Below are 26,079 nucleotides of genomic sequence, written 5' to 3'. Positions count from 1 at the left end.
CAGCACCGCTCCAAGCCCGTCCTTTTTCATCTGCTCCCGCGTTTTCTCCAGGCGGTCCTTCCTCAGCTTGTCGTAATCGATCCTCTGCTCATGGTCTACCGCCATTGTCCCTAATGTCATTTCTTTTTCCTCCCTTTGTTTCCTTTTATTCATTAAATCGTTTTATCTTTATAACATGATTCAACCCAACCATTTTATAGCAAGAATCTAACAAAAAACGCCCATTAACTTTTGTCAAATAAATCAGGTTTTTATCTGTTTTTATATTTTATGTTTTTTCGTGAATATTCTGTATTGTCTTTGTGCAACTGATTGTATATCTTGATGTTATATTAGTTAAATCGTTTTACCATCTAGCTAAATAATAAAACGATTCCACTTTTTTGTCAATACCTTTTTCTGTTTTTTATTTTGGAAAATAAGCACAAATTTTTAAATAGTGATTTATTTCTGTCTTATGAAACAGATGCGGGAAACCTTTGGACGTTTACCTGCATTGTCAAAAACGGCCGTTTTAAGCCTTGCACCTGTTATTTTCTCGTATAAAATTTTATAAAAAAAGCGGTATACTTTCGTATACCGCTTTTTATCTGTTTTGTTAACCTGATCAGACACCTTTTTTCGCATTTTCAAGCTGTTGCAGCTCTGTCTGGTTTGATGTGCATGTATGGCCCGGCAGAGGCATGATGCGCTCATGTACCGCGTCAACAATCCATTCCGGCTGCGGGAAGAAGTATTCTTCGAGCTCGTGCGCCGGCGTGATCCAGTTCTTAGCGCCAACAACAATCGGAGGAGCGTCAAGGTAATCAAACGCCAGCTCGCTGATCGTCTGTGCAAAGTCTTTGAGGTGCGAACCCCTCTCGCAGGCGTCGCCCGTGATAATGATCTTGCCTGTCTTCTTCACAGATTCCAGAACCTTCTCATAGTTGAACGGAACGAGCGAACGCGCATCTATGATCTCTGCGGAAACACCGTATTTCTCTTGGAGGATGTCCGCCGCTTTTGTTACCCTGTACAGCGTCGCGCCAACAGAAAGGATTGTGAGGTCTTTTCCTTCCCTCTTAACATCCGGCTCGCCGATCTTAACTTCATAATATTCCGCCGGCACTTCCTTCTGGAACATTTCGCCGTAGTCATACGTTCTCTGGCTTTCCAGGAAGATAACCGGATCTGTTCCGTTAAGCGCTGCGTTCAGCAGCCCCTTTGTGTCGTAAGGAGTGGCCGGGAACACAACCTTGAGTCCCGGGATGTGCGTGCACAGTGCGGACCAGTCCTGAGAGTGCTGTGCGCCGTATTTGGAACCAACGGATGCGCGCAGGACGAAAGGCATTTTCAGAACGTCGCCGCTCATTGCCTGCCATTTGGACATCTGGTTGAACACTTCGTCACCCGCGCGGCCGATAAAGTCAAGATACATAAGCTCGGACATTACGCGGCCGCCTGCCATTGCATAACCAACAGACGTACCGACGATTGCCGCCTCGGAAATCGGGGAGTTGAAGAACCTGTGATACGGAATTGCTTCCGTAAGTCCGCCGTAAGCGCCAAATGCACCGCCCCAATCCCTGTTGTCTTCGCCGTAAGCGATAAACGTAGGATCCTGATAGAATTTATCGATGGTCGCTTCAAAAATCGCGTCCCTGATCTGGTATGTTTTGTTCTTCGAAACCGGCTTACCGTTTTCATCGTAAGCGCTTCTGACCTTTTTCGCAAGCTTCTGAACACGCGGATCCTCTTCCTTGGGCATCAGCACGTCCGGCTTTCTTGTCGTATCCATGCTCGGGATTTCGAGATTTGTAAACATCATATCGGCAATCGCATTCGGATCTTTTTCAAGATCGATTCTGGGCGAGATTGTCTCGTCCTTACCAAGCTTAACTGCCCAAACCATATCTTTCCTGATTCCAAGCTCGATTTCCTTGAGCTCTTCTTCCGTTGCAACGCCGGCTTCGACCATCTGCTGTCCGAACACCTTGATGGAGTCGATCTCTTCCCACATAGCGATCTCTTCCTTCGTCCTGTAGGAAGAAGAGTCTGACGGGCTGTGGCCGGAAATCCTGTAGGTAACAACATCCAGCAGCACCGGGCCTTTCCTGTCTTCAATCACTTTTCTCTTGCGGCGATATGCGTCGATCACTGCGAGCGGGTTCATACCGTCGATACGCTCAGCATTCATCTCGAGCGGGTTTACGCCTGCTCCAAGGCGTGCAACCTCTTCATAACCCATGGTCTCTCCGCAGGTTTGTCCGCCCATGCCGTAGCTGTTGTTCCAAACATTATAGATAATCGGGAGGCCGCCCTTGTGTTCGTCGTCCCAAAGTTTGTTGAACTGATCCATTGAAGCAAAGTTCATGGATTCGTAAACCGGTCCGCAGCCAATGGAGCCGTCGCCGATGTTACAAACGACCATGCCCGGCTTCTGGTTTACTCTCTTAAAGAGCGCAGCGCCTGTAGAAATCGGCGCGCTGCCGCCTACGATCGCGTTGTTGGGGAAGATGCCAAACGGAATAAAGAACGCGTGCATCGATCCGCCAAGACCCCTGTTGAAGCCTGTCTGGCGTCCCCATGTCTCTGCGATCATGCCGTAGAGCAGGAACTCCCTTGCCATGTCCTTGATATTTTTATATTGCGTATGCTCCTTTACAACAGCGTATGTTTCGCCGTCAAAGAAGTTTTCCATGATGTCTTCAAGTTCTTTGTCGCTCAGCTTCTCAATGGAGGACATACCCTTTGCAAGGATTTCGCCGTGGCTCCTGTGGGAACCAAAGGTAAAGTCTTCGATGCCAAGCTCAAACGCCTGTCCTACGTAAGCCGCTTCCTGTCCGATACCAAGATGGGCCGGGCCCGGATGGTTGTATTCGATGCCTTCGTACTGTCCTGTTGTTTTGATCATGTTCAGCATCGTCTCAAATTCGCGAACAACCCACATATCCCTGTAGATGTTCTTGAACTGCTCTTTGGTAAAGTTTTTCACTTCATCCTTAACCGACTTTTGATACACATTCATCGGAATATCTTTGAAGGTGATCTTACCCGGCTTTCTCATTTTCTTCGGATCAATTACCAAACTTTTTGTCATTGTTTTTCTCCTTTTATATTGACACTTAAATAATTACTGAATTCATCTCATCTGCTGATTGGGAAAAGATGAGTGGAGGCAGGCTTGATTTTTGACGGCGGCGCAGTGCGTGATAGAACCTAGCGTTCATCGCGGCCTGCACCGGCGCAATCAAAATTCAGGATGCGCCGCTCAGATTTGCCAAATCGCTTCGCGGATGATCTCACATACGGTTGGATGCGGGAATACAATCTTCTTGATCTGGTCAATCGGCATTTCCTTTGCAACCAGAGCGTCCGCGCCCCAGATGATTTCAGAAGAATAATTCGCGATCATGTGCACGCCCACAATTTTATTCCATTTATTGTCAACGATAATTTTGACAAAGCCGTTTCCGCCTTCGTTCTCTGCCACATAACGGCCTGAAAACTGCATCGGAACCTTTTTCACCGTAACATCAAGGCCTTTGGCCTTTGCGGTTTGCTCTGTTTCGCCAACGCCTGCAACCTCAGGATTCGTGTAAATCACGCCCGGGATCGCATTGTATGTCATTTTGTCTTTTTTACCAAGCATATTATTGATTGCAACTTCCGCCTCACGGTATGCCGTATGCGCAAGCATAGACTTGCCGTTCACGTCGCCTGCGGCGTATACTTCCGGAATATTGGTCTTCATGTGCTCATCCGTCACAACTGCGCCGCGCTCCATGAGTACGCCGATGTTTTCCAGTCCGATTCCCTGCGTATTCGCCTTTCTGCCAATGCAGACCAACGTCTTATCGCACTGCGCCTTCTGGGATTTGCCGGCCTCTTCGTAAACGACAGCGCCGTTTTCGATCTTTGTGACCTTGCAGCCCATTTTGAAGGTAATGCCTTTATCCTCGTAATTCTTTTTCAGAAGCTTTGCGATGTCCGCATCGATCGGCCCGCCGATCTGGTCGAGCATTTCGATCACGGTCACTTCGCTGCCTGCAGAGTTGAAATAGCTTGCCATCTCAAGGCCGATCACACCGCCGCCGATTACAACAAGCTTCTTCGGGACGCTCTCGATGTCGAGAATTTCACGGTTTGTGAGTGCAAAGCCCTTTTCGTACTGGTCGCGCAGGCCGTCGATCGGAGGCATAGCCGCCTCGCTGCCCGTTGCGATCAGCAGGCGTTTTCCCGCATATACCTTGCCGTCGGCTTCTACTTCATAGCCGTCCGCGCCCTTGCCTTTGATTACGCCCGCTGCCTTCACCCACTCAACGCCAAGTCCTTTGAGTGTTGCCGCGATCCCACCGGTGAGCATTTTTACGACTTTGTTTTTACGCGTAACAACCGCCTTATGGTCGATCTCGATGCCTTTGCATACAACGCCGTATTTGTCGCCGTGCTCCGCGCCGTCCTTCAGCTTTGCGGAATACAGGAATGTTTTTGACGGGATGCAGCCTTCGTTCAGGCACACGCCGCCTACGTTTCTCTTTTCAATCAATACTGCTTTTAAGCCTTCATGCGCAGCCCTTTCGCAGGCAAGATAACCCGCAGGGCCGCCGCCCAAAACTACTAAATCATAACTCATAAATAACCTCCAAAGTCTTTCACACCACCGAGGTCAGGCTGGATTGAAGCTTCGCAAGACAAGGAAACGGTAAATTTACGCGAGGGCGCGTATTGATGGCATACGTAACCGAGCAGTAAATTTTCGTTGACACCGTATTGCGAAGCTTCGGACTGCCTGACACTTATTTCGCAAGCAATGCCATAAAGTTTTCCAGTGTTTTGCACAGCTCCTGTGCGAAACGCGACGCCGGCGCGCCGTCGAGCGCCCTGTGGTCGTACGTGAGGGAAATTCCCATCGCCTGGTACGGAACCGCTTCGCCGTCCACCATCTTGAGCTTTGTCTGGATGTTGTTCACACCGAGGATACCCGTCTGCGGCGGGTTGATAACCGGCGTGAAGTGCTCTACGCCAAATACGCCGAGGTTGGATACCGTGAAGGACGCGCCCGAAAGTAAATCCGGTGAAATCGTTCCCTCCTGCGCCTGCTTTGCAAGGTCTTTGGCTGCAATCGCAATCTCGTTAAGCGACATTTTGTTTGCGCCAAAAATCGTCGGAACCAGAAGCCCTCTGGGCGTATCTACCGCCATACCAAGGTTTACGTCCGTAAAATATCTCATCTTGTCGCCCAAGAAATGCGCGTTGAGGTCCTTGTGGTTCAGAAGAACCCTTGAAACCGCAAACAGGATGATATCGTTGAAGGTAATGTTTGCAAGGCCCATCTTTTCCGCGTTCTCTTTGACGATTTTGCGGTAAGCCATGATCTGCGTTGCATCAAACGAGAAGGAGTGCGTAAGCTGCGCCATCTCCGAAAGGGATGCGTGCATGGATTTTGCGATCACCTTCCTGATATTCGCAAGCTTCACGTCTTCGTATGCCGCCGCTGGTGCCGCTGCCGTCGCCTGTGCAACCGCTGGTGCCGCTACAACCGCTGCGCCGCCATTTTTGGAAAGCTCCAGAATGTCGCGTTCAATAATTCTGCCGTTAGGGCCTGTGGGTACCGCCTGCTTGTAGTCAAGCATCTGGTTTTCCGCAATGCCCTTGGCGCGCGGGGAAATTTTTACAAAGTCGCCTTCCGCAACGCTTCCGGTCGCCGCAACAGCCGCCGTTGCCGGAGCTGCCGCTGCAGGCTCTTCTTCCTTTACAGGAGCCGCCGCAGGCTCGCCGCCGTCTACTGTTGTCGCCGCCGCAAACTGCGAAACGTCCTCGCCGGGTTCGCCGATCACACATACATTTTCAAGACACGGAACGTCGTCGCCCTCTTCTGCCAGAATCGCGAGCATCGTTCCCGCAACCTTTGCTTCTTCTTCAAAGGACGCTTTGTCTGTTTCATACGAAAACAGGATGTCGCCCTCGGCTACGCTGTCACCCACATTTTTGTTCCACTTTGTGATGATGCAGCTTTCAACAGATTGTCCCTGTCTTGGCATAATTACCGCTGTTGCCATCGAATATTACCTCCATAAGCTCTAAATTTGTTAAAACATTTAATAAATGTTAACTTTTTATGTTAAAAATCATCCAGATACAAAATAAGCACATAACCATGTTAAAATTTAACATTTTTATGTGCTTATTGTAACAAATTTACACTGCTGTTGTCAATGGATTATGGGACTTTTTCGCAGAAATAACCGTCCAAAAAACAGCTATTTTTCGGAACCTGCCGCATATTCCTTTTTGATCATCTTTGCAAGCTCGCTCGAAGCCGCAATTCCCATATATTTTTCAATCACCGCATCGAGACCATTCTTTTTTAAATCGTCCTGGATTTGCACGGCAAATTTGTCATCCGGATTATTAAAGTGCAATGCCGCGACGATTCCTTTCACGATTCCTTCCGGCTTCGTGCCGTATTCAAGGCAATAAAGCGCAGCGCCAACAAGCCTGTCGTCCTTACGGAGCTTGCGTACCGGATCCCCGCCTACACGCACAACCGTATCCTTGAGCGCTTTGTTTTCAAACCTTGTCAGCAAATCCTGTACATGGTCTGTGATCTCGCTGAGCGGAACGCCGTACTGCTTGTGCAGCGCATTTGCCGTATCGTTCATGGACGCTTCTGCCATTTTCCTGATCTCCGGATCTTGCACAGCCTGCCAGATGTACTCATAACCCTTCTGCCATGCAAAGTACGCGCACATCGCGTGTCCCATGTTGTGGATAAACAGCTTTCTTTTGATGTAGAAGCCAAACGGTGAATACGGCACAAGGCCTACAAGGTCCGGTATACCGCCCCGGAAAGCGTCGCTGTCCACCGGCAGCAGCGCATAGGGCTCCACTGCGATTGCAAGCGGATCCGCCGCGCGTTCCTCTGGAGTGAGCGGCGGCACCATACGCCCAATAGACGCCTCCACCAGCCCCAGGTTTTCGTCCGCCCATTTCTTTTGCCCATCGTTTAGCTTTTCGTAAATATAATCCCGCATGATCTGGTCCGCATTCAGCTGGTTTTCCGCAAGGATGATATTAAGCGGCTTTCCACCGCGCTCCATACGCAGCGCAATACCCTTCGCAATATTATCAATGATGTACGGAAGCACATTCACGCCTACCGCAGTCGCCATCAGGTCGCAGTCCGCGATGCGCTCTGCCGCCTCGGGCGTGTTTGCATTTACCGCTTCCACATTCTTCACAACGTCGTAATGGTCCCCGTCGTTGGAAACGATGTGCACCCTGTATTCATGGTTTTTGTTGAATGCGTCAATCACTTCCGGGACGATGTCGAGGAAGCATACCTCGTACCCGCTCTCAGAAAGCACCTTTCCAATAAATCCGCGGCCAATGTTGCCCGCACCGTACATAACTGCTTTTTTCATTGTGATCCCTCCGGTTTGTCTCATACTCACATATTATTCGTCTATTTTGTGATAATTATTCACAAAATATGTTATAAATCATCAGTACTTACTATATCATATTCCGTTTGATTTTGGTATAATATTTTTTATGAAAAAGAATGATTTTATTACCCTTATGATCGATGACATCGGAACAGACGGACAGGGCATCGGACACCACGAAGGCATTGCCGTATTTGTGGACGGGGCGCTCCCCGGCGAAACGGTTCGTGCCAAGATGATCGCGCTCAAAAAAAATTATGGAGTCGGCAAACTGGAGGAAATTACAGAGCCCTCCCCTATGCGCGTGAAGCCTCCCTGTCATGTATTTGGCAAGTGCGGCGGCTGCACGCTGCAGCATCTTTCCTACGCGGGCCAGCTGACCTTTAAGCATAACCACGTATTAAGCTGCATGGAGCGTATCGCAGGGCTTTGTGTGCCGGTCAATTTTCCGCTCCCCGACCGGCAGGAATACCGCTACCGCAACAAGGCGGCCTTCCCCCTCCGGCAGAACGGCATGAATGTGGATATCGGCTTTTATGCAAGGCATTCACACCGTATTGTGGATGTGGACGACTGCAAGATACAGCCGCATAATCTGGAGATCGTGATGTCCCAGCTGCGCGTCTGGATCGTTAAAAACGGCATATCTATTTATGATGAAAAAACGCATACCGGCCTGCTGCGGCATATTGTGCTGCGCGAAAACAAAGCGGGCGATATTATGCTCGTGCTGTGCATTAACGGCGAGGATATCCCGCACCGGTCGCATCTTATCATGTTGTTTGAATTCGTTCTTCCGCAGGTTAAATCCATTATGCTAAGTATCAATAAGCAAAGAACCAATGTAATCATGGGTGAAAAATCCATCTGCATACACGGCAGAGACCATATCTTCGAGACCCTGTGCGGACTCGATTTCAAAATCAGTGCGGAAAGCTTTTTGCAGGTCAATTCCGTCCAGGCGGAGGTTTTATATAACACCCTGTTCAAGCAGCTTTCGCTATGCAAGACGGACACGGTCCTCGATCTTTACTGCGGCGTGGGTACAATCTCGCTGTGCGCCGCCCAGCGGGCAGGAAAGGTAATTGGCGTGGAAATCGTAGAACAGGCCATCCTGAACGCAAAATTCAACGCGAGGCTTAACGGTATTGAAAACGCAGAATTTTTCGCGGGAGACGCGGAAAAGCTGCTGCCCTCCATACTGGAATCGGAAACAATCGACACAGTAATTGTCGATCCTCCACGAAAAGGCCTCGACGAAAAAGTTGTCCGGATGCTTGCAAATTCCGGCATTCCAAAAATCGGCTATGTGTCATGCAACCCATCCACGCTCGCACGTGACCTCGCGCTCTTTGAAGAGCTTGGTTACCGTGCCGGCGTCGTCCAGCCTGTCGATATGTTCCCGCAAACCACTAACGTGGAGTGCGTGACAGTGCTTGAACGCAAATAGATCAAAAAGAGCCCGCCCGCTTTTGCCGGAACCGGCTCTTTTTTGTTTCCTTATTTTATGTATTCCAAGCCAAAAACAGCTCCTGCCATATACTATACGACCGGAGCTGCTTTGTCGGTTTCCATTATTCGGTTTCCATAAAAAATCAGGACTCTATTTTGATTCCATATATCTTCTGCCCCCTTGTGCCGACAACAAGCGTATCGCCAAACACTGCCGGAGACGCTTCTATATTGGCGCCAAGGTTTATCCTGTCTATCAGCTTACCGCTGCGTCCGTCAAGAAGCATCATGTCTCCTACGGAATTGCACGTTATGATATAAGCGTTTCCGTTCCCATCATACAGGTCAACCGGCGAGCTCCATACATATTTACCGGTATTAAATTCCCACACGGTTTCTCCGGTTTTTTTATCGAGCGCCGCAAGGATTCCTGTACGCACCTGGGGCGTACGTGCAACCGGAAAAATAACCAAATCCGAAATATTTTGTTTCCCATTGATGCAGGTCGCTTGTACGCCGCCGGATATACCCGCGACGGTATTACACAAATAGGTATGCTTCCATACATACTCCCCTGTAATTGCATTGATCTTAAAGACCGGCACATCTCCTAGCTTCAATCTGCGGCTTGCCGTCCAGTGCAGCGAGGTTGCGATATAAAGGTAAGGAACCCCATCCTCTACAGAAAATACCGGCGAGCCGTTTGTATCGTCCACAACGTCCTGCGCCCAGATGATTTTCATGGTGTTCAGGTCTATGCACATCATCGTGCCGCCATTATCGGCAATGTAAAGGTAATTTTTCCAGATTACGCCGCTGTCCTCCATGCCCAGCCAATAGCTTTGCTCGCTCGAGCGGCTTGTCCGGTACCGCAGCTTCACAATCTGCGACGGATCAATGGAAAGCTCTCCCGTTTTTATATCAAATTTGGTATTGAGCTTCATCGTATAAATGATTCCGTTTTCACCGGGCGCAATCAGGGTATCCGTACTTTCCGATACCAGTACGGAGCTGTCGTATCCGTGGAATTTGCGAAGCGAGAACGGATCCTGCGCGCCGAATTCATACAGCTTTTTACAGTCGATCAGGCTGTAGATAAATCCCCGCGCGGGTTCGTCGCCGCACGAGTCTCCCGGGCCAAGGTACAAAAGCGGAATACCGCGCGGATCAAGGGCGCCCGCGCCTTTAAAGGGAAGCCCTACATGAAGGTCGTCCCTCGTCTTTTCCCCATCCTCGATATCGATAAAATAAACGTTGCCGTCCATTGTGGAATAAATTGCTTCTACAAGACCCTTCTTTTCCTTTTTGTGCGGATAAAGGTTCATCACTGCTTTCAGCTGGTCATCCCAGCGCACAATAAGCGGCTGTCCAGTCCATCCGCTGCCCGTCCAATATCCTTTTCCATAACCCTTTTCCAGCCTTCCCGTGGTAACAGCCCAGCCTTCCCGCAGCTTTTTGGGCGCGCCTGTAAGCGTGCCGTAGGTTGCGCCGCTTCGAAAGTTGTCCCCGCGGAAGGTTACGACGCCCTGCATCTTCGTATAGGGCGATGTCAGCGGGAAATCAATTTTATCCGGCCTTTCATAATTCGATACCGCTTCGCCGTCCAGCTCGAGCTCCGGTTGAATGCCAAGCACCTCCGGCGAGGTTCCCTTCACCGCATGCGGCTGTTGCTCCAAATTATTTTGTTCCGTCGCTTCATAGCGGTACACCTTACTGAATTTGCGGAACAGCCCCAGAAAAAACAGGACGACCGTATCGAGCGCCATCATAAAAATCCTAATAAAGCGGTTTGTTTTCATCTGTCTATTATCTCCTTAAAATCATGTTCCTGATTTATTGCAGTTCCAGCGCGCCGTAAAGCCCACGGCATTCCTCCGTACAAAGGATTCCTGCCCGTCCCGCATAGCAGCGCAGGAATGCCTGCGCAATTTCCCGGCCTGCTTTTATTATGACCGGCTTTTTCACAAACATACCAAGTGTGGATGCAAAGCCCCACATATCAAAATCAGGCTTCAGACCACCAAAATTAAGAATCACGGCATCCGCATCGTCCACACCTGCCGGTATCGCATCCATCAGGCAAAAAAAGTCCCCGCCTGCAACGCCGTTCCGCACACTGTCCACATCAAGGTTCATTTCCGCGAGCTGCATATCCGGCGTATATTCCACCACTTCATAGGGTGAAGCAAGCATTTTTTTCTCCGCTGCCGGCATTGCAGCGCATTGCGCCGCGTCAACTGCCCGCCGCATCGCCCTGATATGATCCGGCCCGCTTCCGCAGCACCCGCCAATCAGGCGCACGCCTGCTTTTATAAATTCCGGCGTCAGCTTTGCAAAATCCTCCGGCGTTTGCCTGAAAACGGCGACACCCGATTCCATTTCCGGCAGGCCTGCATTTGGTTTTACGCAAAGCGGCGTTATTGAAACCTGTTCCATTTGATTGATCGGCTCTAACAGGCTGTCCGGTCCGCCGGAGCAATTCGCACCTGCAAGCGCCGCACCCATCGCACCGCATGTGACCGCGCATACCTGCGGCGTATTGCCGGACATTGTGCGTCCTCCATCAAAGGTCATACTGGAAATGATTTCCAATTCTCCAAGTTCCGTCGCCGCAACCATCGCCGCACGCATTTCATTGAGATCCGTAAACGTCTCAAAATTAATGATTTTCACACCTGCATCCTTAATCGGCGCAAGCTGCTCTTTAAAAATCCCGACAGCGCTTTCAAAGGTCATGTCCCCTGCCGGCTGGAAAAACAAGCTGGTCGGCCCGACCGAGGCCGCAACCATGACATTTTTACCTTCGGCGCACTCGAGCGCAAGCCGCGCCCCTTCAAAATTGATCTCATACAGTTTTTCGGCGAGCCCGTGATTTTGCAGGGACGGCCTGTTTGCACAAAAGGTGTTCGTCTGGATGATATCCGAACCCGCATCGATATATCCGTTATAAACCTCACGTACCTTTTCAGGATGTGAAAGATTCCATTCCTCGGCGCTCTCGCCGCCAGGAAGGCCTCCCATCTGCAGCATAACCCCCTTGGATCCATCGTACAGCAACACCCTTTTTTTGATTTCCTCAGACAGTATTCCCATATCAGCCTCTCCTTTTTCCGCCTGTCGCATTTCTTTTATTATACTTCATGAAGGCTTGTTATGCGAACAAAATTTGTGTTTTTTACAGTGAACGGTTTATTAATGTAATAGTATTTTCAGGAGGTATCATACTATGAATCAAAGGAACATGCTTTCCCTTCCGGATCAGGATTTGAAGCGTCTCGAAATCATCGGAGCGATTATTGTATGTATCCTTGCGCCTGTTTTCCACTTTCTTTTTGAATGGTCGGGAGACAATACCTTTGTCGGCATTTTTGCAGCGGTCAATGAGAGCGTATGGGAGCACACGAAGATCGTATATTTCCCATTCCTGTTTTACTCGATTGCCGAATATTTTATTTTAAGGCCTGATTTCCGGCAATTCTTTGCGGCAAAGACTCTCTCCATGTCTCTCATATTGCTGCTGATGATTACGTTTTTCTATACCTATTCCGGTATGTTTGGAATGGAAAGCCTGATCATAGACATCATTTTCACTTTTGTGCTTACGATCCTCGTTTTCTATTTATCTTACCGTTTTTATACCTCAGGCACGGATTTCGACAATGTGTTCCTGCTGATTGTGATCCTGTTCGCCGCAATTCTCGCAATGGAGCTTTTCTTTACGGCTTTCCCGCCTGAAATTCCATTGTTCCAGGATTCCGTTACAGGCAGCTTCGGCTTCCCCGGATAAGCCTGCAGGCAAATCCATACCAGTAAAAAAGCCCGGCATGGTATTGCTGCCGGGCTTTTTTGATCTCCACCTTCTTTTATACAAACGGATAAATCAGCTTTTGTATTTCTTCCTGCCGCATATTTTCCTTTGTCACAAATGCAAAACCAGTATCGATCTCTTTTGCGATGGAGTTCCCTTTCGCGAGGTCTACGGCTGCCTTGATCCCCATATATCCCATGTTAAACGGCATCTGCACTGCAACGCCCTTTACCGCGCCTTTTTCCATACCCTCGTTGAGTGCGTTTGAGCTGTCGATGGCAAAGAACGCAACCGTATCATATTTTCCGCTTTCCAGAAGCGCTTTGTTCACGCCCTCCGCAGATATCTGGTTTGTTGCAAAGATCCCTTTGAGGTCCGGATTTTCTTCCAGCACCTGCAGCGTTGTCGTGTATGCCAGTTCGACGCTGTCGCCTATATCGTATTTTCCAATCACCTGCACGCCTTCGCGTCCAAGCGCGTCCTCAAAGCCGGCGATACGTTCTATGGACGTGGAGGTCATCATCTGGTGAGAGATAATCGCCACCTTTCCCTCATTTCCAATATATTGGGACATTTGCCTTCCTACGCTGCCCGCCGCAACATAATTGTCCGTCCCCACAAAACAATCTTCAATATTTTCCGACAGGCCGGAATCCACCATGACAAGCTTTATCCCCCGGTTCATCGCCTCTTTTGCATAGGGAAGCAGCTTATCCTGATCCACAGCCGCGAGCAGGATAACATCCGGCTTCTGCTCGATCGCTTCTTCAAGCTGCCTGATCTGCGCCTGCGCGTCCGACTCGGAAAGCGGCGCGTCGTCCCCTGCATTCGGGCCGGTTACCTTAAGATTTACGCCAAATTCCTTTGCGCCTTCCTCCGCACCCTGCTTTACGAGATTCCAGAACTCAAAGCCTTTTTGCGTTGATTTGCTGACAAACACTGCCGTTATGCTTTCCTTGCTTTCCTCCGATTTCACCCAGAAAACGCCGAGCATCACGAAAACCGCCGCAACAATGACCGCTATAATACTGTAATAGGTTTTCTTGCTCATCTCTGCTCCTTTATGGGTAACGTCACGGTTACGCGCGTCCCGCGTTTGAATTCGCTCTGTATTTGCACGCCGTAATGGTCTCCATAATACAGGCTGATCCGTTCGCGAATATTATTAAGCCCCACTCCTCCGTGGCGAACGCGCCTTTTTTCACTGCTCTTAAAGCTGTTTTTCAGTTCAAACGGACGCATTCCACGGCCATTGTCCGTAATCTCGAATACCAGCTCCCCATCCCTGATCATACCGTTTACGCTGATTTTTCCGCCGCCCGGATTGTTTTTGATCCCATGGTAAATCGCATTTTCAACAATGGGCTGCAGCAGGAGCTTTGGCATATAAAGCTTCAGCACATCCTTTTGCATTGTGATCTCAAAATCAAGGTTTTCATACCGCATTTTCTGGATTACGAGATAGCTCCTGACGTGCTCGATCTCCTCTTCAACAGTAATGATTTCCTCTCCTGACGAAAGCACGATGCGGAAATAATTTGCGAGCGCCATGGTAATTTCCTTTACCTTTTCGTTGCCTGCATCCTCTGCAATCCATATGATCGAATCCAGCGTGTTATACAAAAAGTGCGGGTTAATTTGCGATTGAAGCGCTTTCAGCTCGCTTGAACGTATTTTTTCCTGATCTTCCATGATCTGCTCCAAAAGCTGCTTGACTGTGTTGGTCATAGAGCTTAGGGAGGTCCCCAGTTTTTCCACCTCAATCGTCCCGTGGATATTGAAGTTCGCGTCAAGGTTTCCCTGCTCTACCTCGTTCACGGCAAGCCCCAGTTTATCGAGCGGCTTTGTGATCACCTTGGCAAGCTGTACAGAGCCAATAAACGCAAGCAGCACCATCAGGAGCGCAAGGATCACATAGATCAAATTCATTTCGTTCGCGGTCGCCACCAGCTCGTCCTGAAAGGTAACGCCCACAATGGAAAAATCCGTCCCCGGCACATTGCTGATCGTATACATTTTGTTTTCTTCAGGAAGGTCTATGGTGGATGACGAATGCTTCAATACCGCGTCTACATTCTCGCTTTTCAGCCCGGAATATATGAGCTGCAACTGCGGATGATAGACCATGTTCCCGTTGCTGTCAACAATGAAAACATAGCCTTTTGATCCAAGGTTGATATCGCTCAGTATGGAGTCGATGACCGCATAATTAAGCTCCAGAAGCAGCGTCCCCACAACCTCATTGTTCTCGTCTACAATCCGGCGCGACAGGGAAATAACCCACGGGTTATTTGTTTTTGTCATGACGCGTACGCTTGTCCCGGTGATCTCACACTCGCCGCTCGTATCGTCCTGCACCTTTTTGAACCACTCGTCCTGCGTTATGTCGTAATCCGTTTTCATTGCAAGGCCATCCTGCACATAGATTGGAATGTTATCTTTGCCGAAGATAAACACAGAAACAATTCCGTCTCCAATCTTTGGGATGTCCTTCAAAAAACGCTCGTAGCTCCTTCTTGCAAGCAGCTTTTGCGTGTCGTTATAGAATTTATCCTCCTGCAGGGTATCGATGATATCCGTATTCGCATTAATGATCCCCGTGATATCCTTTGCATTGGTGATATACCGTCCGATGTTTTTTCCAACCTGGGAAAGTACCACGGTTGTATCCGCGATTGTCCTTTCCCTCATGTTTTGATAGGAATAGTAATAAGAGATCGCGCTCATTGCAATCAAAATCGCAACCATGAATAAAGAAAAATACATTATGATCAGCGTCGATATTTTTTTGGGCATGGGCGCTCTTTTCACCGCATCCTCCTTTAACACTGCTCCTTATATTGCTTGGGCGACGTTCCCATGATCTTCTTGAATACGGAACTGAAATAGGTCTGATGTGTAAAACCAACCTCCATAGCAACCTCGTAAACCTTGCTTTCCGGCTGCGTCAGGAGCTGTGCGGCTTTTTCCACGCGAAACTCGTTGAGGTAATCTACAAATGTTTTTCCGGTACTCTTTTTCAGCGTCATACTGATGTATCCTGAACTCAGGAACAGGTCCTCGCTGCACTTTTTGAGATTCAGGCTGCTTTCCCCATAATTCTTCTCAATATAATTTTTGATTTTCAAAAATAGCTGCCCTGTCCTCGATTTCATGGACGAGACATAGTCAATCGTCTCCGCATACAGCTTTTTGAGCCATATCTCCGCTTCATCCATCGTATTGAAGGTTTCCAGCAGCCGTACAGGATCAAACGACACCACCTGGTGGTCGCTCTGCGCCTGCATCCTGCTGTTTACAGATTCAATCGTATTGGATATTTTGAGCAGCAGCCGCAGCAGCATGCTTTTACACTTTGCAACATCCGGCGTTACCTCTTTTACCCGCCTGAAAAACTCGCTGATTTGTTCATTTGTCTGCTGGACACTCGTATCGTTTGCGAACATTGCAGCCAGAATTTCACGTTCAATCTGCTCGGGATAAGAAAATTCGGACTCCCGGTGCGTTATAATGTCCTCATAAAAAATAACATTCTGGTCTGTAAGGACAAACGTACATGTAAGTGCCTGCCGCGCCTGCTCTGCCATACGCGGAAGCTCCTTTAATTCGCCGGCAGCTGAAATCGCAAAATCTACGGGGATTTCAATAAAACCAAGTATATTCTCGTATATCTCTGTCAGGATATGCTCCAGCTTGTGCCTTTGGTTACCGCATATAACCATTGCGAGCTCGTTTTTATAGGTCTCGAAAGCAAAGCCGTTTCCCGCGCTCTGCAAAAGCTCGCCCGCGATATTTAAAATCGCAAATTCCGCCAGCTGGTCGTCCGTTTCCTCGCTCCACATTTTGCAATCCGCCAGATAATCCTTCATGATCACAAAATAAACGTCCTTGTCCTCAAGGCCGGTATATTCGCAAAAGGAAGGAATCTCCTGCTGCGAGCGGGCCTCCTGCTTCAAAACAGAGTTGAGGATCGCCGCGGCTTTTGCGTCGTTTGCCTTCTCCGGTTCTTTTTTCTCTCGTTCCTCTTCGATTCTGTCAAGCTGGGCGCGTACCACGCCTGCAACCATTTCCTTTGTGATCGGTTTTAAAATATAATCGTCCACACCGCTCCGCAGGGCGCTGCGCGCATATTCAAAATCATCAAAGCCCGTAATGATCACGATTTTAATATTCGGGTATTGCTTCTTTACAATGCTTGCAAATTCCAGTCCGTCCATTCGCGGCATACAAATATCGAGCAAAATAATATCAGGGACGTTTTCCAGCACCTGCTCCATTGCCTCGATGCCGTTTTCCGCCTCCGCTACCATTTCAATATCCAGCTCGTTCCAGTTTACACTTTTCGTGATGCCGCGCCGCACCAGCGGCTCGTCGTCCACAATTAATATTCTATACATATCCAACCCTTGCTTTGTTGCTGCGTTATCATTTTAAAAAAACCTGCGCTCACACTTCCAACGCGTCATTCTTCGTCCTGCTCCCCTAAATTGTCCAGCGCAAACTCACAGCACTGTACCACAAGCTTGTTAAAGGAAATATCCTTTTCCTTTGCCAGCTGCTCCAGCCTGCCGATCAGCTCGTCGGGCATCCGTATTGTTTTATTGGAAGATGTCGGTTTTTTGACTTCAAAAGCTTTCATATGGTTCTACCTGTTCCCCTTCATCTGTTATAAATAGTGTAAGCGAATATCGCACTATAAAATACAAGTAAAATTTAATTGCTATTTTACTTGCAATCAAAAAAAGCCTGCCGGACGCCGGGCAAAAGCGTCAAAGCAGGCTTTACAGAATGTGAAACGATTCTTATTCGATTGACTTCATTGATTCCACCATATCGATCTTTTTGAGCTTGAAATGCAGTACAAAATTTACGATAAGCGCAAACGCCATGGTGAGCAGGCCGGAATACAAAAATGCCGTAAAGGGTATTTCCGGCGCAAACATCACAATATCCACCTCCGCAGTCGAAATTACAAATTTCTCCAGGAATATCCCGCCTACAAGGCCGGCAAGCATCCCAATCACCGCTGATATTGTGTTTTCACGATAGATATAGGCCGAAACCTCCTTATCGTAAAAACCAAGCACCTTGATGGTTGCAAGCTCGCGAAGCCGTTCTGTTACATTGATGTTCACAAGGTTATACATCACGATAAACGCGAGCGCTCCCGCAGACACGATCAGCACGAGCACAATACTGCCAAGGCTGTCTACAATATCCCCAAACTGGGACACCGTACTTTCCGCAAGGGAAACCCCCTGCACCTCGTCATTTTGCAGGATTTCTTCCGAAAGGGCGCTGATATCCGCACCCTCCTGCGCGTTCAGCACAAAGCTATTGACAGGCGCGGCCTTACCAAATACCTGGCTGTAATAGCCTGGCGTCATGTATACATAATTCATCGTGTAGTTTTCCGTAATGCCTTCAATCAGTACGTCCGCCTGATTCCCGTCCGCATCCTCGAGCGTAAAGGTATCGCCCACTTTGAGGCTGAGCAGCTTTGCCAGCTTTTCATTGATGATCGTCCCGCTGTCCGAAAGACGCAAGGGCGTATGCCCCTCCCGCGTACGCAGCACAATATAATCGCCGATCTCATCAGGCTGCTGCGGCACAAACGTACTTACGCTCGCCTTTTTTCCCGCTGCCTCCGCGTCCATCCCCTGATAGGAAATCATCAGGTCGTCCCTTACCCCGGGCATATCCGTAAGCCGCTGCTCAACCTTTGCGATTCCATCGTCCGTAATTTCACTGTCAAGCGCGCCCATTGCGTCGTAAACAAAAATCTCGTCGAACTGCTTCGTAACGATTACGCCAATCGAATATTGCAGCCCAAATCCGGTCAGCATCAGCGCAGTACACCCTGCGATGCCGATTATTGTCATGAGCACGCGTTTTTTATACCGGAACAGGTTCCTGATCGTCACCTTGGTCGTAAAATTAAGCTTCTGCCAAAGCGCCGTCCACTTTTCAAGCAATACCCGCTTTCCGGAAGGCGGGGCCTTGGGCCGCATCAGCTGGGCAGGATGCTCCCGCAGCTCTTTATATCCCGCGGCCCATGCGGATAAGCCTGTGCACGCAACCGCAACCGCCGTACAGATCAAAGCATAATCGAGACGGAACGGCGTGATCGGCGCGGGCATAAAATAACGCAGCTGATATGCGTTGATAATCACCGCCGGCATGAGCGTAAACCCAACGCACAGGCCGATTATACTGCCAATTACGCTTGCGAGGATCGCATACCACAAATATTTCGCCATAATTGCGCGGCTGCTGTAGCCAAGAGCCTTGAGCGTTCCGATCTGGGTGCGCTGCTCCTCCACCATGCGCGTCATTGTCGTCAGGCACACAAGCGCTGCTACAAGGATAAAGAATACAGGGAACACCTGCGAAATCGATTCCACCTTTTCCGCGTCCTCCTGATAGCTGGAATACCCCGGATTGTTGTCCCTGTCCCACACATACCAAACCGGCTGCTTTACATCCGCAAGCTTTTGCTCTGCATCTGCAATCTGCTCCTTTGCATCCGCGATTTTTCCATCAGATTCTTTTTTACCGTTCTCATAATCGATTCGCGCCTGTGCCAGCTTCGCGTCCGCGTCGTCCAGCTCTTCCTGAGCATCTGCAAGGGCCTGCGCGCCTGATTTTTTCTGATTGTCAAGCTCCGCCTGACCGGAATCCACCTGATTTTGCGCGTCGTCAAGCTGTGCGCGTGATGCGTCAAGCTTTTGTTTTGCTTCGTCCAGCCTGCCCTGTGCCGCTCCAAGCTGCGCATAACCGTCATCGATTCCCTGCTGAAGCTGTTCAAGTCCGGCCTTTGCAGGCGCAAGCTCCGCTTCCATCCCATCGAGCGCAGCATGAACGCCTGTTACCACCGCGTCAAGCTGCGTTCCAAGCGCCGCCTTTTGCGCGGCCTGCGATGGATCCGAAGGATCAAGCTGTACATATTGCTGCAGCATATCCTTCACGCTCACCCCCTGCGGCAATGTGCCCTCAGGTAATAGCGCATCCAGCGCCGAAGAAGCGTTGATAACAGCCGCAACCTCAGCAGGAAGATAGGAAAGGTCTGGTACAAACGTATTCGCAAAGGAATCCCTTACGCTTTTTACGCCGTTTGCAAGCGTACGCCCCTGGGTGATCTGCTGTTCTCCGTCTGCGATCTGCTTACGCAGGCTGTCTGCCTGTGCCTCAAGCCCTTCCAGCGTTTTCACTGTTTCCGGTTTCTGCGCTTCAAATTCGGCAATACCATTTTGATACTCTGCAAGGCCCGCCGCATATTCCTTTTCCCCATCTGCAATCTGGCTGCGGGAATCCTCTATTTTCTGTTGGGCTGCGGCAATCTGGTCGTTATACTCCTGCCGCTTTTGTTCCAGCGTTTTCCTGCCGCTGTCCAGCTGCTGCTGCGCGTCATCTATTTTTTGCTGTGCATCCGCAAGCTCTGTCTGCTGCTTTTGCTCCCCATCCGCAAGCTCGGCTTTCGCATCGTCAATCTGCTGCTGCGCGTCGCTTTTGATTTCGTCGTAACGCAGCTCCTCACGCGAATCAGCCACCGTTTCAAACTGTTTGACAGCGGCTGCTACCGCATCCTTATAGGGCTGCTCAAAGGGCGAAAGCCCCGCGGTGGAATCGAGCGTCAGGTACACGTCCGTATACACGTCAAGATTGAAATCCTCCGCCGGAATAAACATAAACGTATCGATTTCCCCATCGCCGATCTGTGTTTTTCCACGATCAAACGAAATAAAGGAAGACGACTCCACAATCCCAACGATCGTGAATTTATCTACCTTTAGCGTATCGGATATGTCATCGTCCTTTTTTCCGGGGAGCAGGGAAATCTGGTTGCCAATCTCAAATTCCTTTGGCGAATGGATATTCTTCTCCACCACGCATTCGCCCGGGTTTTCGGGCATGCGCCCCTCCTTTAAAACAGGGCGGTTGATGTCGTTATTCGTATCCCTTTGGGCTTTGGTGTCATAAGAAAGCACCTTAACAATCGTATCGGCGCGCGAACCGGTATCTACAAAAGCGTCCACCGAATAGGCAGGCATAATTCCGCGAATCCCCGCCTCCGCCTCGATGGCTTTCAGGTCGTTTTCATTAAACCCATAAGTGGAAGCTAGGTGCATATCCGCAAGGTTTGTATCCTCATAGTAATGCTCCATGGTAAGCTTCATATCAGGGCAGCTTACCTTGACTCCCACAAAAAAAGCAACGCCCAACGCAACGATTCCTAATATCGAAAAAAAACGGTTGCGGCTTTTCCATATTTCTCGCAGCGTTTCCTTAACCAAGTTGGATTTCATACGCCTACCACTCTATCTCCTCTACCGGTACCGGATGCTCGTTGAGCTTCACGCTCTCCACCTTGCTGTTTTTCATCGTGATAATCCTGTCTGCCATTGGAGTGATTGCATGGTTATGCGTAATCACTATAACCGTCATATGCTTTTGCCTGCAGGTATCCTGAAGCAGCTTCAAAATCGTTTTTCCCGTTTCCGAATCGAGTGCGCCCGTCGGCTCGTCGCATAATAGCAATTTTGGGTTTTTTGCGAGCGCACGGGCAATGGAAACGCGCTGCTGTTCCCCGCCGGAAAGCTGCGCCGGGAAATTATCGAGCCGTTCCCCCAGCCCCACTTCGCGCAGCACTGTTTCCGCGTCGCGCGGCTCCCTGCAAATTTGTGTGGCAAGCTCTACGTTTTCTTTTGCCGTCAGGTTTTGCACCAGATTATAAAACTGGAACACAAATCCAATGTCGTAGCGCCTGTACTCGATCAACTGCTTTGACGAATAACTGCTGACAAGCTGCCCGTCCACAATGATAGAGCCCTCGTCGCAGTGATCCATGCCGCCGAGGATATTGAGCACCGTTGTTTTTCCCGCGCCCGACGATCCGACAATCACCGCGAATTCGCCTTTTTCTATTTCGAAGGAAACCCCATTGGACGCGGCTATCGTGACCTCGCCCATCCGGTATCTTTTGTATACGTCTTTTACCTGAACAAAACTGTCCATCTGTATCCTGCCGCCCTTTCAAACCCGCGTTTTTACAGCGATATTATTATATCATAATAGCCCAAAAGTATGAATTGAATTTGAATACCTCATAAAATCCGGTCTCTAAATATATTAATGGACTTATTTTCCATACAGAAACGCATTTACAAAATTTCTTTCCCATGATATAATTCATTGCAGATCAAATTTTGGGGCATTAGCGCAGCTGGTAGCGCACCACAATGGCATTGTGGGGGTCAGGAGTTCGAATCTCCTATGCTCCACCATATGCAAGAATATCCCGCTTATATAGCGGGTTTTCTTTTTTCTATACACGTTTCTTACACGTTTTATGCGATTGTGAAAATAAAAGCCGGTCAGTTTTTTAGAGCGTCTTAATCATCCCAACATTAAAATTCTATAATATTCGTGATTTTAACCGTCGATGTTCCATCCCCCATATATAATGAGTAATACACTCATTGATAAACAGTAGGGGGTATATCAAATGGAGCGTATTATTTTGCATTCCGATTTAAACAATTTCTATGCGTCGGTAGAATGTATGATCGATCCGGGCCTGAAAAATGTCCCGCTCGCCGTCTGTGGTTCAAAGGAAGAACGGCATGGTATTGTGCTTGCCAAAAACCAGATAGCCAAACGCCTTGGCATCAAGACCGGTGAAGTCATCTGGCAGGCAAAACAGAAATACCCGGGCCTCGTAACGGTCTCGCCGCACATGGAGGATTATATTTTTGCGTCAAAGAAGGTACACGCAATATATAACCGCTTTACTTCCTTCATCGAGCCATACGGCATAGACGAGGCGTGGCTTGACGTAACCGGTAGTACCCATTTGTTTGGTAACGGTGAAGAGATCGCGCATCAAATAAAGGAAACGATAAAAGACGAGCTGGGTCTTACCGTTTCGGTTGGAGTATCCTTTACCAAAACCTTTGCCAAGCTTGGGAGCGACTACAAGAAACCGGATGCTGTCACTGTGATATCAAAGGATAATTACAAAGACATTGTGTGGCCCCTGCCTGTGGAGGAGCTTATCTTTGTGGGGCGCGCCACCCGCCGCAAACTTAACCATATGAACATTCATACAATCGGTGAAATGGCGCAAATTGATAAACAGCTTATGAAATCATGGTTCGGCATTCGCGGCATATGGCTGTGGGAGTTTGCGAACGGCCTTGACATGGCCCGCATCTGTACCTATGGCTACGAACCGCCAATCAAATCCATTGGGCGCGGTATCACCTGCATGGCTGATCTCGTAAACGAATACGAAGTGAAGCAGGTCATAATAGACCGGGCGCAGCGCGTTTCACATTCCATGAGAAAGCACGGGTTCCTTGCGCGGCGAATTCAAATATCTGTAAAGGATATCAACCTTGCCTACCGGGAATACCAGGGCAAACTCGACCATGTTACACAGTCATGGCATGAGCTTGCAAACGCGGCGCTTGACCTGTTTAAAAAGCGGTACGAATGGCGCTGTCCGGTCAGAGCGATTACGGTACGCGCGATAGACCTTGTATCAGTGAATTATCCTGATCAGGTGACTTTGTTTGATGATCAAACGCAGCGGAATAAAACAGATTGCATTGAAAAAACAATCGAGAAGATACGGGAAATGTTCGGACGCACCGCCATTGTCCCCGCCCTGCTGCTTAAGGGCTCTAAAGTCCCTGTGGATTCCCCGGCTGAGAAAATGCGAATGCCTGCAGCGATGTATCGGTAGTTTTGACCTGCCGGGCCGTGGGTATCAGAATAAAAGGAGTAAACAGAATGTGTGGAAGATATTATATTGACGTAGATGAAGAAGAACTTCGCCAGATATGCCGCGAGGTGGAAAAATTACAAAAAATCCGGGTAAAGACAGGCGAAATATTCCCAACAGATATTGCGCCGGTTCTTGTGAGATCAGATCACGGGATTGTACCGCGAGGTATGGTATGGGGATTTCCCCGCTGGAATGCAAAGGGTGTAGTATTTAACGCACGGGCAGAAACCGCCCTCCAGAAAAATATGTTCCGCAATGCGCTGCTCACGCACCCTGCAGTGATCCCCACCTCCGGCTTTTACGAATGGAAGGCTGTCCCCGATACAAAGAAAAAGGAAAAATACCTGTTCCGCAACCCGGGCAGCAACACGCTTTACCTTGCAGGGTTCTATAATGTATTTGCTGAGAAAGACGAGCCAATACATGAACGGTTCACGATCCTCACCACAGAAGCGAATAAAAGCGTAGAGCCGTATCACAATAGAATGCCAATCCTGCTGCATAAGGATGAATTTGATGGTTGGTTGTCCGGTGCGCGGTTAAAAGACTTTTTGGATCGCACGCCTTTTGAAGTCCAGGCGGTTAAAACATAAGAAAGGCGACACCCCGCAGAATGCCGCCCAATATTTATATTATTCTCTTTTAGATATTCCCAACGCACACCCATTGCTATACGTTTAACGAGTGTCCTTCGATAATATACTTAGCCTCCTGCGAATGAACTATCCCCCTAAAAACTTCATCTCTCGACGTCCCTGAGTTTAAAAGCCCAACCCACAGGGCTTTTCCTTCCGGATCTGATCCACGATGTAGTATCGTCTTGTATAAGTATTCTACATAGGTTGAATTGTCATAATCCTTCGATGTGAATTCAGGGCTGAATAGAATATTATAAAGCGCCACTTCCGCGCCGTGTCTTAAAGCAAGGCTCGTATAGTCATTTATAGTCTGATCATCGCCTCCACGATCCAGGGCATTCAAAAAAGAGATTCTCATATATTCCCTGGGCGTTCCGAAAATCTCCCCTTGTGCCAATGCAAGTGTCGGAATAAAGGTCAATAAGAGCACCACTACAATAAAGATAGAAACCAATCTTTTCTTTTTCATTTGCTTTCCCTTTCTTATTTTGCATGAGTCCATTTGCTTTTACGACTTACCGCGATGGGAATACCTTTGTCTTTATTTTAATCACCTTAATATATCTATGTCAACGCTTTAATATTATTCGAGACATACAAAGAGCCGTCCGCAACCTAAGCTACAGACGGCCCCATGTCCTCATTCTTTCGGCTTCTCATACCCCTGTGCCTGCTCGCTGTCCTTAATCCCTTTTGTGGTCGGATCAGTCACAATTCCAATAAAGGAAAGAATCTGCACAACCATCATGACAACGTTTACGATCTGCTCCTGCGAGTATGCAGGGATAAACCCCACGAGATCAAAAATGTAATACAGCAGCGTAAGCACAAGACCTGTAACGCCAATCCAGAACGCCCCGCTCTGCAGTCTTACCTTCCAGTTAATATTTTTCATAATTATTCGTTTCCTTTCATACTATTAAATTCTTCTACCATGTGCTAACATCGAAGTAGAAGGGAGGTGATTGTTTATGTCAAACTCTAAAATAATATCTTATGACCTTTGCAAAAGCGGCAAAAACTATAATGATCTTTATGAGAAAATCCACTCATATGGAATTTGGGCGCAAATCACTGAATCTACTTACTTTATTTCTACGCCTTCAAGTTGCTCCACCGTCAGGGACGATCTCATGTCAGTCCTGGATTCGGATGATAAGTTATTTGTCGCCGAGCTTACGGGAGTTGCCGCATGGTGCGGCATCCCAAATAATGTCAGTGAATATCTTAAAGAAAACTTATGATAGCTCTTCTGTCGAATCAGCTACGGTCATGCCAGTGGTCGTAGCTTTTTCTATTACAACCTTTTCTGTTCCACCGCCACCTATAAGTTGCGAAACATACTTTGTTGCATCGTCTATGTTGTCGCAAGTTTTTCCACATAAAGCCTCTCCGTTTACAATTTCTATAATTTGAATTTTCATGTACTTGCTCCTTTCTTACTCAATACGCCTCTCTTGTCCTCCCCGTTGCCCTGTGTTAATATTTGGGCAGAAGGGAGGTGGTTGAGATGTTACGCAATCCCGTTTCTTCCAGTCGGATTCGGAGCATCGGATGGGAAAACGATACCCTTGAAGTTGAATTTCATGATGGCGCAATTTACCAGTATTACAATGTTTCTCGCGCCGAATATGAAAGCTTCATGAATTCCCCGTCCTTAGGCTCTGAACTCTCACGTCTTGACAAACGCCATTCTTACAGGCGCGTCTGACAGGATTCAGCCGGTTGGCTTTTGCTGATCGGCTGAATTGTCCATAGGAATTCCAACATCGTCGCTTACGATCTTTATTTTCTCGTTGTCAATAATGATGGCCTGATGTGGATTACAATACATTCGCAGGTACTCGACTGCACCCTTACAAGCAATTAGTAATTCGTTTATTTTGCTCATGTTATATCCTCCTAAAATCCCATTTGTTTTTCAATCGCTTTAAATTCCTCAGAATCCGTGATGCCATTAAA

Annotated in this window: 22 protein-coding genes and 1 tRNA gene; 7 read left to right on the top strand and 16 right to left on the bottom strand. The window is 48.5% G+C overall.

What is annotated here, in order from left to right; genetic code table 11:
- Window positions 1–607: 607 nt before the first annotated feature.
- From CHK_RS13080 to CHK_RS13065, 4 genes are all read right to left on the bottom strand, one after another.
- A complete protein-coding gene (locus CHK_RS13080) occupies window positions 608–3,079 on the bottom strand; it encodes an alpha-ketoacid dehydrogenase subunit alpha/beta (RefSeq protein WP_046444527.1) in 2,472 nt (823 codons plus the stop codon).
- A 171-nt stretch (window positions 3,080–3,250) separates the two neighbouring features.
- Complete coding sequence (gene lpdA / locus CHK_RS13075; RefSeq protein ID WP_046444526.1) at window positions 3,251–4,615, bottom strand: dihydrolipoyl dehydrogenase; 1,365 nt, start codon at window positions 4,613–4,615, stop codon at window positions 3,251–3,253.
- 163 nt (window positions 4,616–4,778) lie between these two features.
- Window positions 4,779–6,041, bottom strand: a complete 1,263-nt coding sequence (locus CHK_RS13070) for a dihydrolipoamide acetyltransferase family protein (protein ID WP_046444525.1) — start codon at window positions 6,039–6,041, stop codon at window positions 4,779–4,781.
- Window positions 6,042–6,242: 201 nt separating this feature from the next.
- Window positions 6,243–7,406, bottom strand: coding sequence for a mannitol dehydrogenase family protein (locus CHK_RS13065; protein WP_052740597.1), 1,164 nt, complete (start codon window positions 7,404–7,406; stop codon window positions 6,243–6,245).
- Window positions 7,407–7,536: 130 nt separating this feature from the next.
- Here CHK_RS13065 and rlmD point away from each other — a divergent pair, with 130 nt between their 5' ends.
- Window positions 7,537–8,880, top strand: a complete 1,344-nt coding sequence (gene rlmD, locus CHK_RS13060) for a 23S rRNA (uracil(1939)-C(5))-methyltransferase RlmD (RefSeq protein WP_046444524.1) — start codon at window positions 7,537–7,539, stop codon at window positions 8,878–8,880.
- A gap of 145 nt (window positions 8,881–9,025) precedes the next feature.
- Here rlmD and CHK_RS13055 read toward each other — a convergent pair whose 3' ends face one another.
- Together CHK_RS13055 and CHK_RS13050 are read right to left on the bottom strand one after the other, a co-directional pair.
- Complete coding sequence (locus CHK_RS13055; RefSeq protein WP_052740596.1) at window positions 9,026–10,681, bottom strand: outer membrane protein assembly factor BamB family protein; 1,656 nt, start codon at window positions 10,679–10,681, stop codon at window positions 9,026–9,028.
- A gap of 34 nt (window positions 10,682–10,715) precedes the next feature.
- On the bottom strand, window positions 10,716–11,975 hold the full coding sequence (locus tag CHK_RS13050) for a homocysteine S-methyltransferase family protein (RefSeq protein ID WP_046444523.1): 1,260 nt from the start codon (window positions 11,973–11,975) through the stop codon (window positions 10,716–10,718).
- A gap of 133 nt (window positions 11,976–12,108) precedes the next feature.
- On the opposite strand from CHK_RS13050, the gene CHK_RS13045 reads away from it, so the two are divergent.
- Window positions 12,109–12,669, top strand: a complete 561-nt coding sequence (locus tag CHK_RS13045) for a DUF6512 family protein (protein WP_052740595.1) — start codon at window positions 12,109–12,111, stop codon at window positions 12,667–12,669.
- Between the two features lie 76 nt (window positions 12,670–12,745).
- Here CHK_RS13045 and CHK_RS13040 read toward each other — a convergent pair whose 3' ends face one another.
- From CHK_RS13040 to CHK_RS13020, 6 genes are all read right to left on the bottom strand, one after another.
- Window positions 12,746–13,741, bottom strand: coding sequence for a substrate-binding domain-containing protein (locus CHK_RS13040; protein WP_046444522.1), 996 nt, complete (start codon window positions 13,739–13,741; stop codon window positions 12,746–12,748).
- Complete coding sequence (locus tag CHK_RS13035; RefSeq protein WP_046444521.1) at window positions 13,738–15,501, bottom strand: cache domain-containing sensor histidine kinase; 1,764 nt, start codon at window positions 15,499–15,501, stop codon at window positions 13,738–13,740. Before CHK_RS13035 ends, CHK_RS13040 begins: the two co-directional genes overlap by 4 nt.
- An 11-nt stretch (window positions 15,502–15,512) precedes the next feature.
- Window positions 15,513–17,087: a response regulator transcription factor gene (locus CHK_RS13030; RefSeq protein ID WP_046444520.1), complete on the bottom strand. Its 1,575-nt coding sequence runs from the start codon at window positions 17,085–17,087 to the stop codon at window positions 15,513–15,515.
- A gap of 65 nt (window positions 17,088–17,152) precedes the next feature.
- Window positions 17,153–17,329: a YlcI/YnfO family protein gene (locus CHK_RS16810; protein WP_165903532.1), complete on the bottom strand. Its 177-nt coding sequence runs from the start codon at window positions 17,327–17,329 to the stop codon at window positions 17,153–17,155.
- Between the two features lie 163 nt (window positions 17,330–17,492).
- A complete protein-coding gene (locus CHK_RS13025; RefSeq protein WP_046444519.1) occupies window positions 17,493–20,996 on the bottom strand; it encodes an FtsX-like permease family protein in 3,504 nt (1,167 codons plus the stop codon).
- Window positions 20,997–21,000: 4 nt separating this feature from the next.
- Window positions 21,001–21,705, bottom strand: coding sequence for an ABC transporter ATP-binding protein (locus CHK_RS13020; protein WP_046444518.1), 705 nt, complete (start codon window positions 21,703–21,705; stop codon window positions 21,001–21,003).
- A 193-nt stretch (window positions 21,706–21,898) separates the two neighbouring features.
- Here CHK_RS13020 and CHK_RS13015 point away from each other — a divergent pair.
- From CHK_RS13015 to CHK_RS13005, 3 genes are all read left to right on the top strand, one after another.
- Window positions 21,899–21,974, top strand: a tRNA-Ala gene (locus CHK_RS13015).
- Window positions 21,975–22,195: 221 nt separating this feature from the next.
- Complete coding sequence (locus CHK_RS13010; RefSeq protein WP_046444517.1) at window positions 22,196–23,437, top strand: DNA polymerase Y family protein; 1,242 nt, start codon at window positions 22,196–22,198, stop codon at window positions 23,435–23,437.
- A 47-nt stretch (window positions 23,438–23,484) separates the two neighbouring features.
- Window positions 23,485–24,072 (top strand): SOS response-associated peptidase, encoded by a 588-nt coding sequence (locus CHK_RS13005; RefSeq protein WP_046444516.1) that lies wholly within the window; start codon window positions 23,485–23,487, stop codon window positions 24,070–24,072.
- A 76-nt stretch (window positions 24,073–24,148) separates the two neighbouring features.
- On the opposite strand, the gene CHK_RS13000 is transcribed toward CHK_RS13005, so the two are convergent.
- On the bottom strand, window positions 24,149–24,586 hold the full coding sequence (locus CHK_RS13000) for a DUF4214 domain-containing protein (protein ID WP_046444515.1): 438 nt from the start codon (window positions 24,584–24,586) through the stop codon (window positions 24,149–24,151).
- Window positions 24,587–24,757: 171 nt separating this feature from the next.
- Window positions 24,758–25,012: a phage holin gene (locus tag CHK_RS12995; RefSeq protein ID WP_046444514.1), complete on the bottom strand. Its 255-nt coding sequence runs from the start codon at window positions 25,010–25,012 to the stop codon at window positions 24,758–24,760.
- Between the two features lie 76 nt (window positions 25,013–25,088).
- On the opposite strand from CHK_RS12995, the gene CHK_RS12990 reads away from it, so the two are divergent.
- On the top strand, window positions 25,089–25,361 hold the full coding sequence (locus tag CHK_RS12990) for a hypothetical protein (RefSeq protein WP_046444513.1): 273 nt from the start codon (window positions 25,089–25,091) through the stop codon (window positions 25,359–25,361).
- Here CHK_RS12990 and CHK_RS12985 read toward each other — a convergent pair.
- Entirely contained in the window at window positions 25,356–25,541 is a 186-nt protein-coding gene (locus CHK_RS12985; RefSeq protein ID WP_046444512.1) for a hypothetical protein, read from the bottom strand. The genes CHK_RS12990 and CHK_RS12985 overlap by 6 nt on opposite strands.
- Before the next feature lie 86 nt (window positions 25,542–25,627).
- Here CHK_RS12985 and CHK_RS17190 point away from each other — a divergent pair, with 86 nt between their 5' ends.
- On the top strand, window positions 25,628–25,828 hold the full coding sequence (locus tag CHK_RS17190) for a KTSC domain-containing protein (RefSeq protein ID WP_082103561.1): 201 nt from the start codon (window positions 25,628–25,630) through the stop codon (window positions 25,826–25,828).
- Window positions 25,829–25,834: 6 nt separating this feature from the next.
- Here the strand turns inward: CHK_RS17190 and CHK_RS16720 are convergent, their stop codons facing one another.
- The gene (locus CHK_RS16720) at window positions 25,835–26,008 is read right to left on the bottom strand and encodes a hypothetical protein (RefSeq protein WP_160295557.1); all 174 of its coding nucleotides are present in this window, start codon (window positions 26,006–26,008) and stop codon (window positions 25,835–25,837) included.
- Window positions 26,009–26,079 lie beyond the last annotated feature (71 nt).

This window comes from Christensenella hongkongensis (genome assembly GCF_000981035.1).
Classification (GTDB): domain Bacteria; phylum Bacillota; class Clostridia; order Christensenellales; family Christensenellaceae; genus Christensenella; species Christensenella hongkongensis.
Note: the sequence above shows the minus strand (reverse complement) of the source record. Positions and strands in the feature narration are given on the sequence as shown.

Excerpts from the sequence above, each read along its gene's own strand:
- CHK_RS13080 (WP_046444527.1), bottom strand. The coding sequence starts at position 3,079 with ATGACAAAAAGTTTGGTAATTGATCCGAAGAAAATGAGAAAGCCGGGT.
- lpdA (WP_046444526.1), bottom strand. The coding sequence starts at position 4,615 with ATGAGTTATGATTTAGTAGTTTTGGGCGGCGGCCCTGCGGGTTATCTT.
- CHK_RS13070 (WP_046444525.1), bottom strand. The coding sequence starts at position 6,041 with ATGGCAACAGCGGTAATTATGCCAAGACAGGGACAATCTGTTGAAAGC.
- CHK_RS13065 (WP_052740597.1), bottom strand. The coding sequence starts at position 7,406 with ATGAAAAAAGCAGTTATGTACGGTGCGGGCAACATTGGCCGCGGATTT.
- rlmD (WP_046444524.1), top strand. The coding sequence starts at position 7,537 with ATGAAAAAGAATGATTTTATTACCCTTATGATCGATGACATCGGAACA.
- CHK_RS13055 (WP_052740596.1), bottom strand. The coding sequence starts at position 10,681 with ATGAAAACAAACCGCTTTATTAGGATTTTTATGATGGCGCTCGATACG.
- CHK_RS13050 (WP_046444523.1), bottom strand. The coding sequence starts at position 11,975 with ATGGGAATACTGTCTGAGGAAATCAAAAAAAGGGTGTTGCTGTACGAT.
- CHK_RS13045 (WP_052740595.1), top strand. The coding sequence starts at position 12,109 with ATGAATCAAAGGAACATGCTTTCCCTTCCGGATCAGGATTTGAAGCGT.
- CHK_RS13040 (WP_046444522.1), bottom strand. The coding sequence starts at position 13,741 with ATGAGCAAGAAAACCTATTACAGTATTATAGCGGTCATTGTTGCGGCG.
- CHK_RS13030 (WP_046444520.1), bottom strand. The coding sequence starts at position 17,087 with ATGTATAGAATATTAATTGTGGACGACGAGCCGCTGGTGCGGCGCGGC.
- CHK_RS16810 (WP_165903532.1), bottom strand. The coding sequence starts at position 17,329 with ATGAAAGCTTTTGAAGTCAAAAAACCGACATCTTCCAATAAAACAATA.
- CHK_RS13025 (WP_046444519.1), bottom strand. The coding sequence starts at position 20,996 with ATGAAATCCAACTTGGTTAAGGAAACGCTGCGAGAAATATGGAAAAGC.
- CHK_RS13020 (WP_046444518.1), bottom strand. The coding sequence starts at position 21,705 with ATGGACAGTTTTGTTCAGGTAAAAGACGTATACAAAAGATACCGGATG.
- CHK_RS13010 (WP_046444517.1), top strand. The coding sequence starts at position 22,196 with ATGGAGCGTATTATTTTGCATTCCGATTTAAACAATTTCTATGCGTCG.
- CHK_RS13005 (WP_046444516.1), top strand. The coding sequence starts at position 23,485 with ATGTGTGGAAGATATTATATTGACGTAGATGAAGAAGAACTTCGCCAG.
- CHK_RS13000 (WP_046444515.1), bottom strand. The coding sequence starts at position 24,586 with ATGAAAAAGAAAAGATTGGTTTCTATCTTTATTGTAGTGGTGCTCTTA.
- CHK_RS12995 (WP_046444514.1), bottom strand. The coding sequence starts at position 25,012 with ATGAAAAATATTAACTGGAAGGTAAGACTGCAGAGCGGGGCGTTCTGG.
- CHK_RS12990 (WP_046444513.1), top strand. The coding sequence starts at position 25,089 with ATGTCAAACTCTAAAATAATATCTTATGACCTTTGCAAAAGCGGCAAA.
- CHK_RS12985 (WP_046444512.1), bottom strand. The coding sequence starts at position 25,541 with ATGAAAATTCAAATTATAGAAATTGTAAACGGAGAGGCTTTATGTGGA.
- CHK_RS17190 (WP_082103561.1), top strand. The coding sequence starts at position 25,628 with ATGTTACGCAATCCCGTTTCTTCCAGTCGGATTCGGAGCATCGGATGG.
- CHK_RS16720 (WP_160295557.1), bottom strand. The coding sequence starts at position 26,008 with ATGAGCAAAATAAACGAATTACTAATTGCTTGTAAGGGTGCAGTCGAG.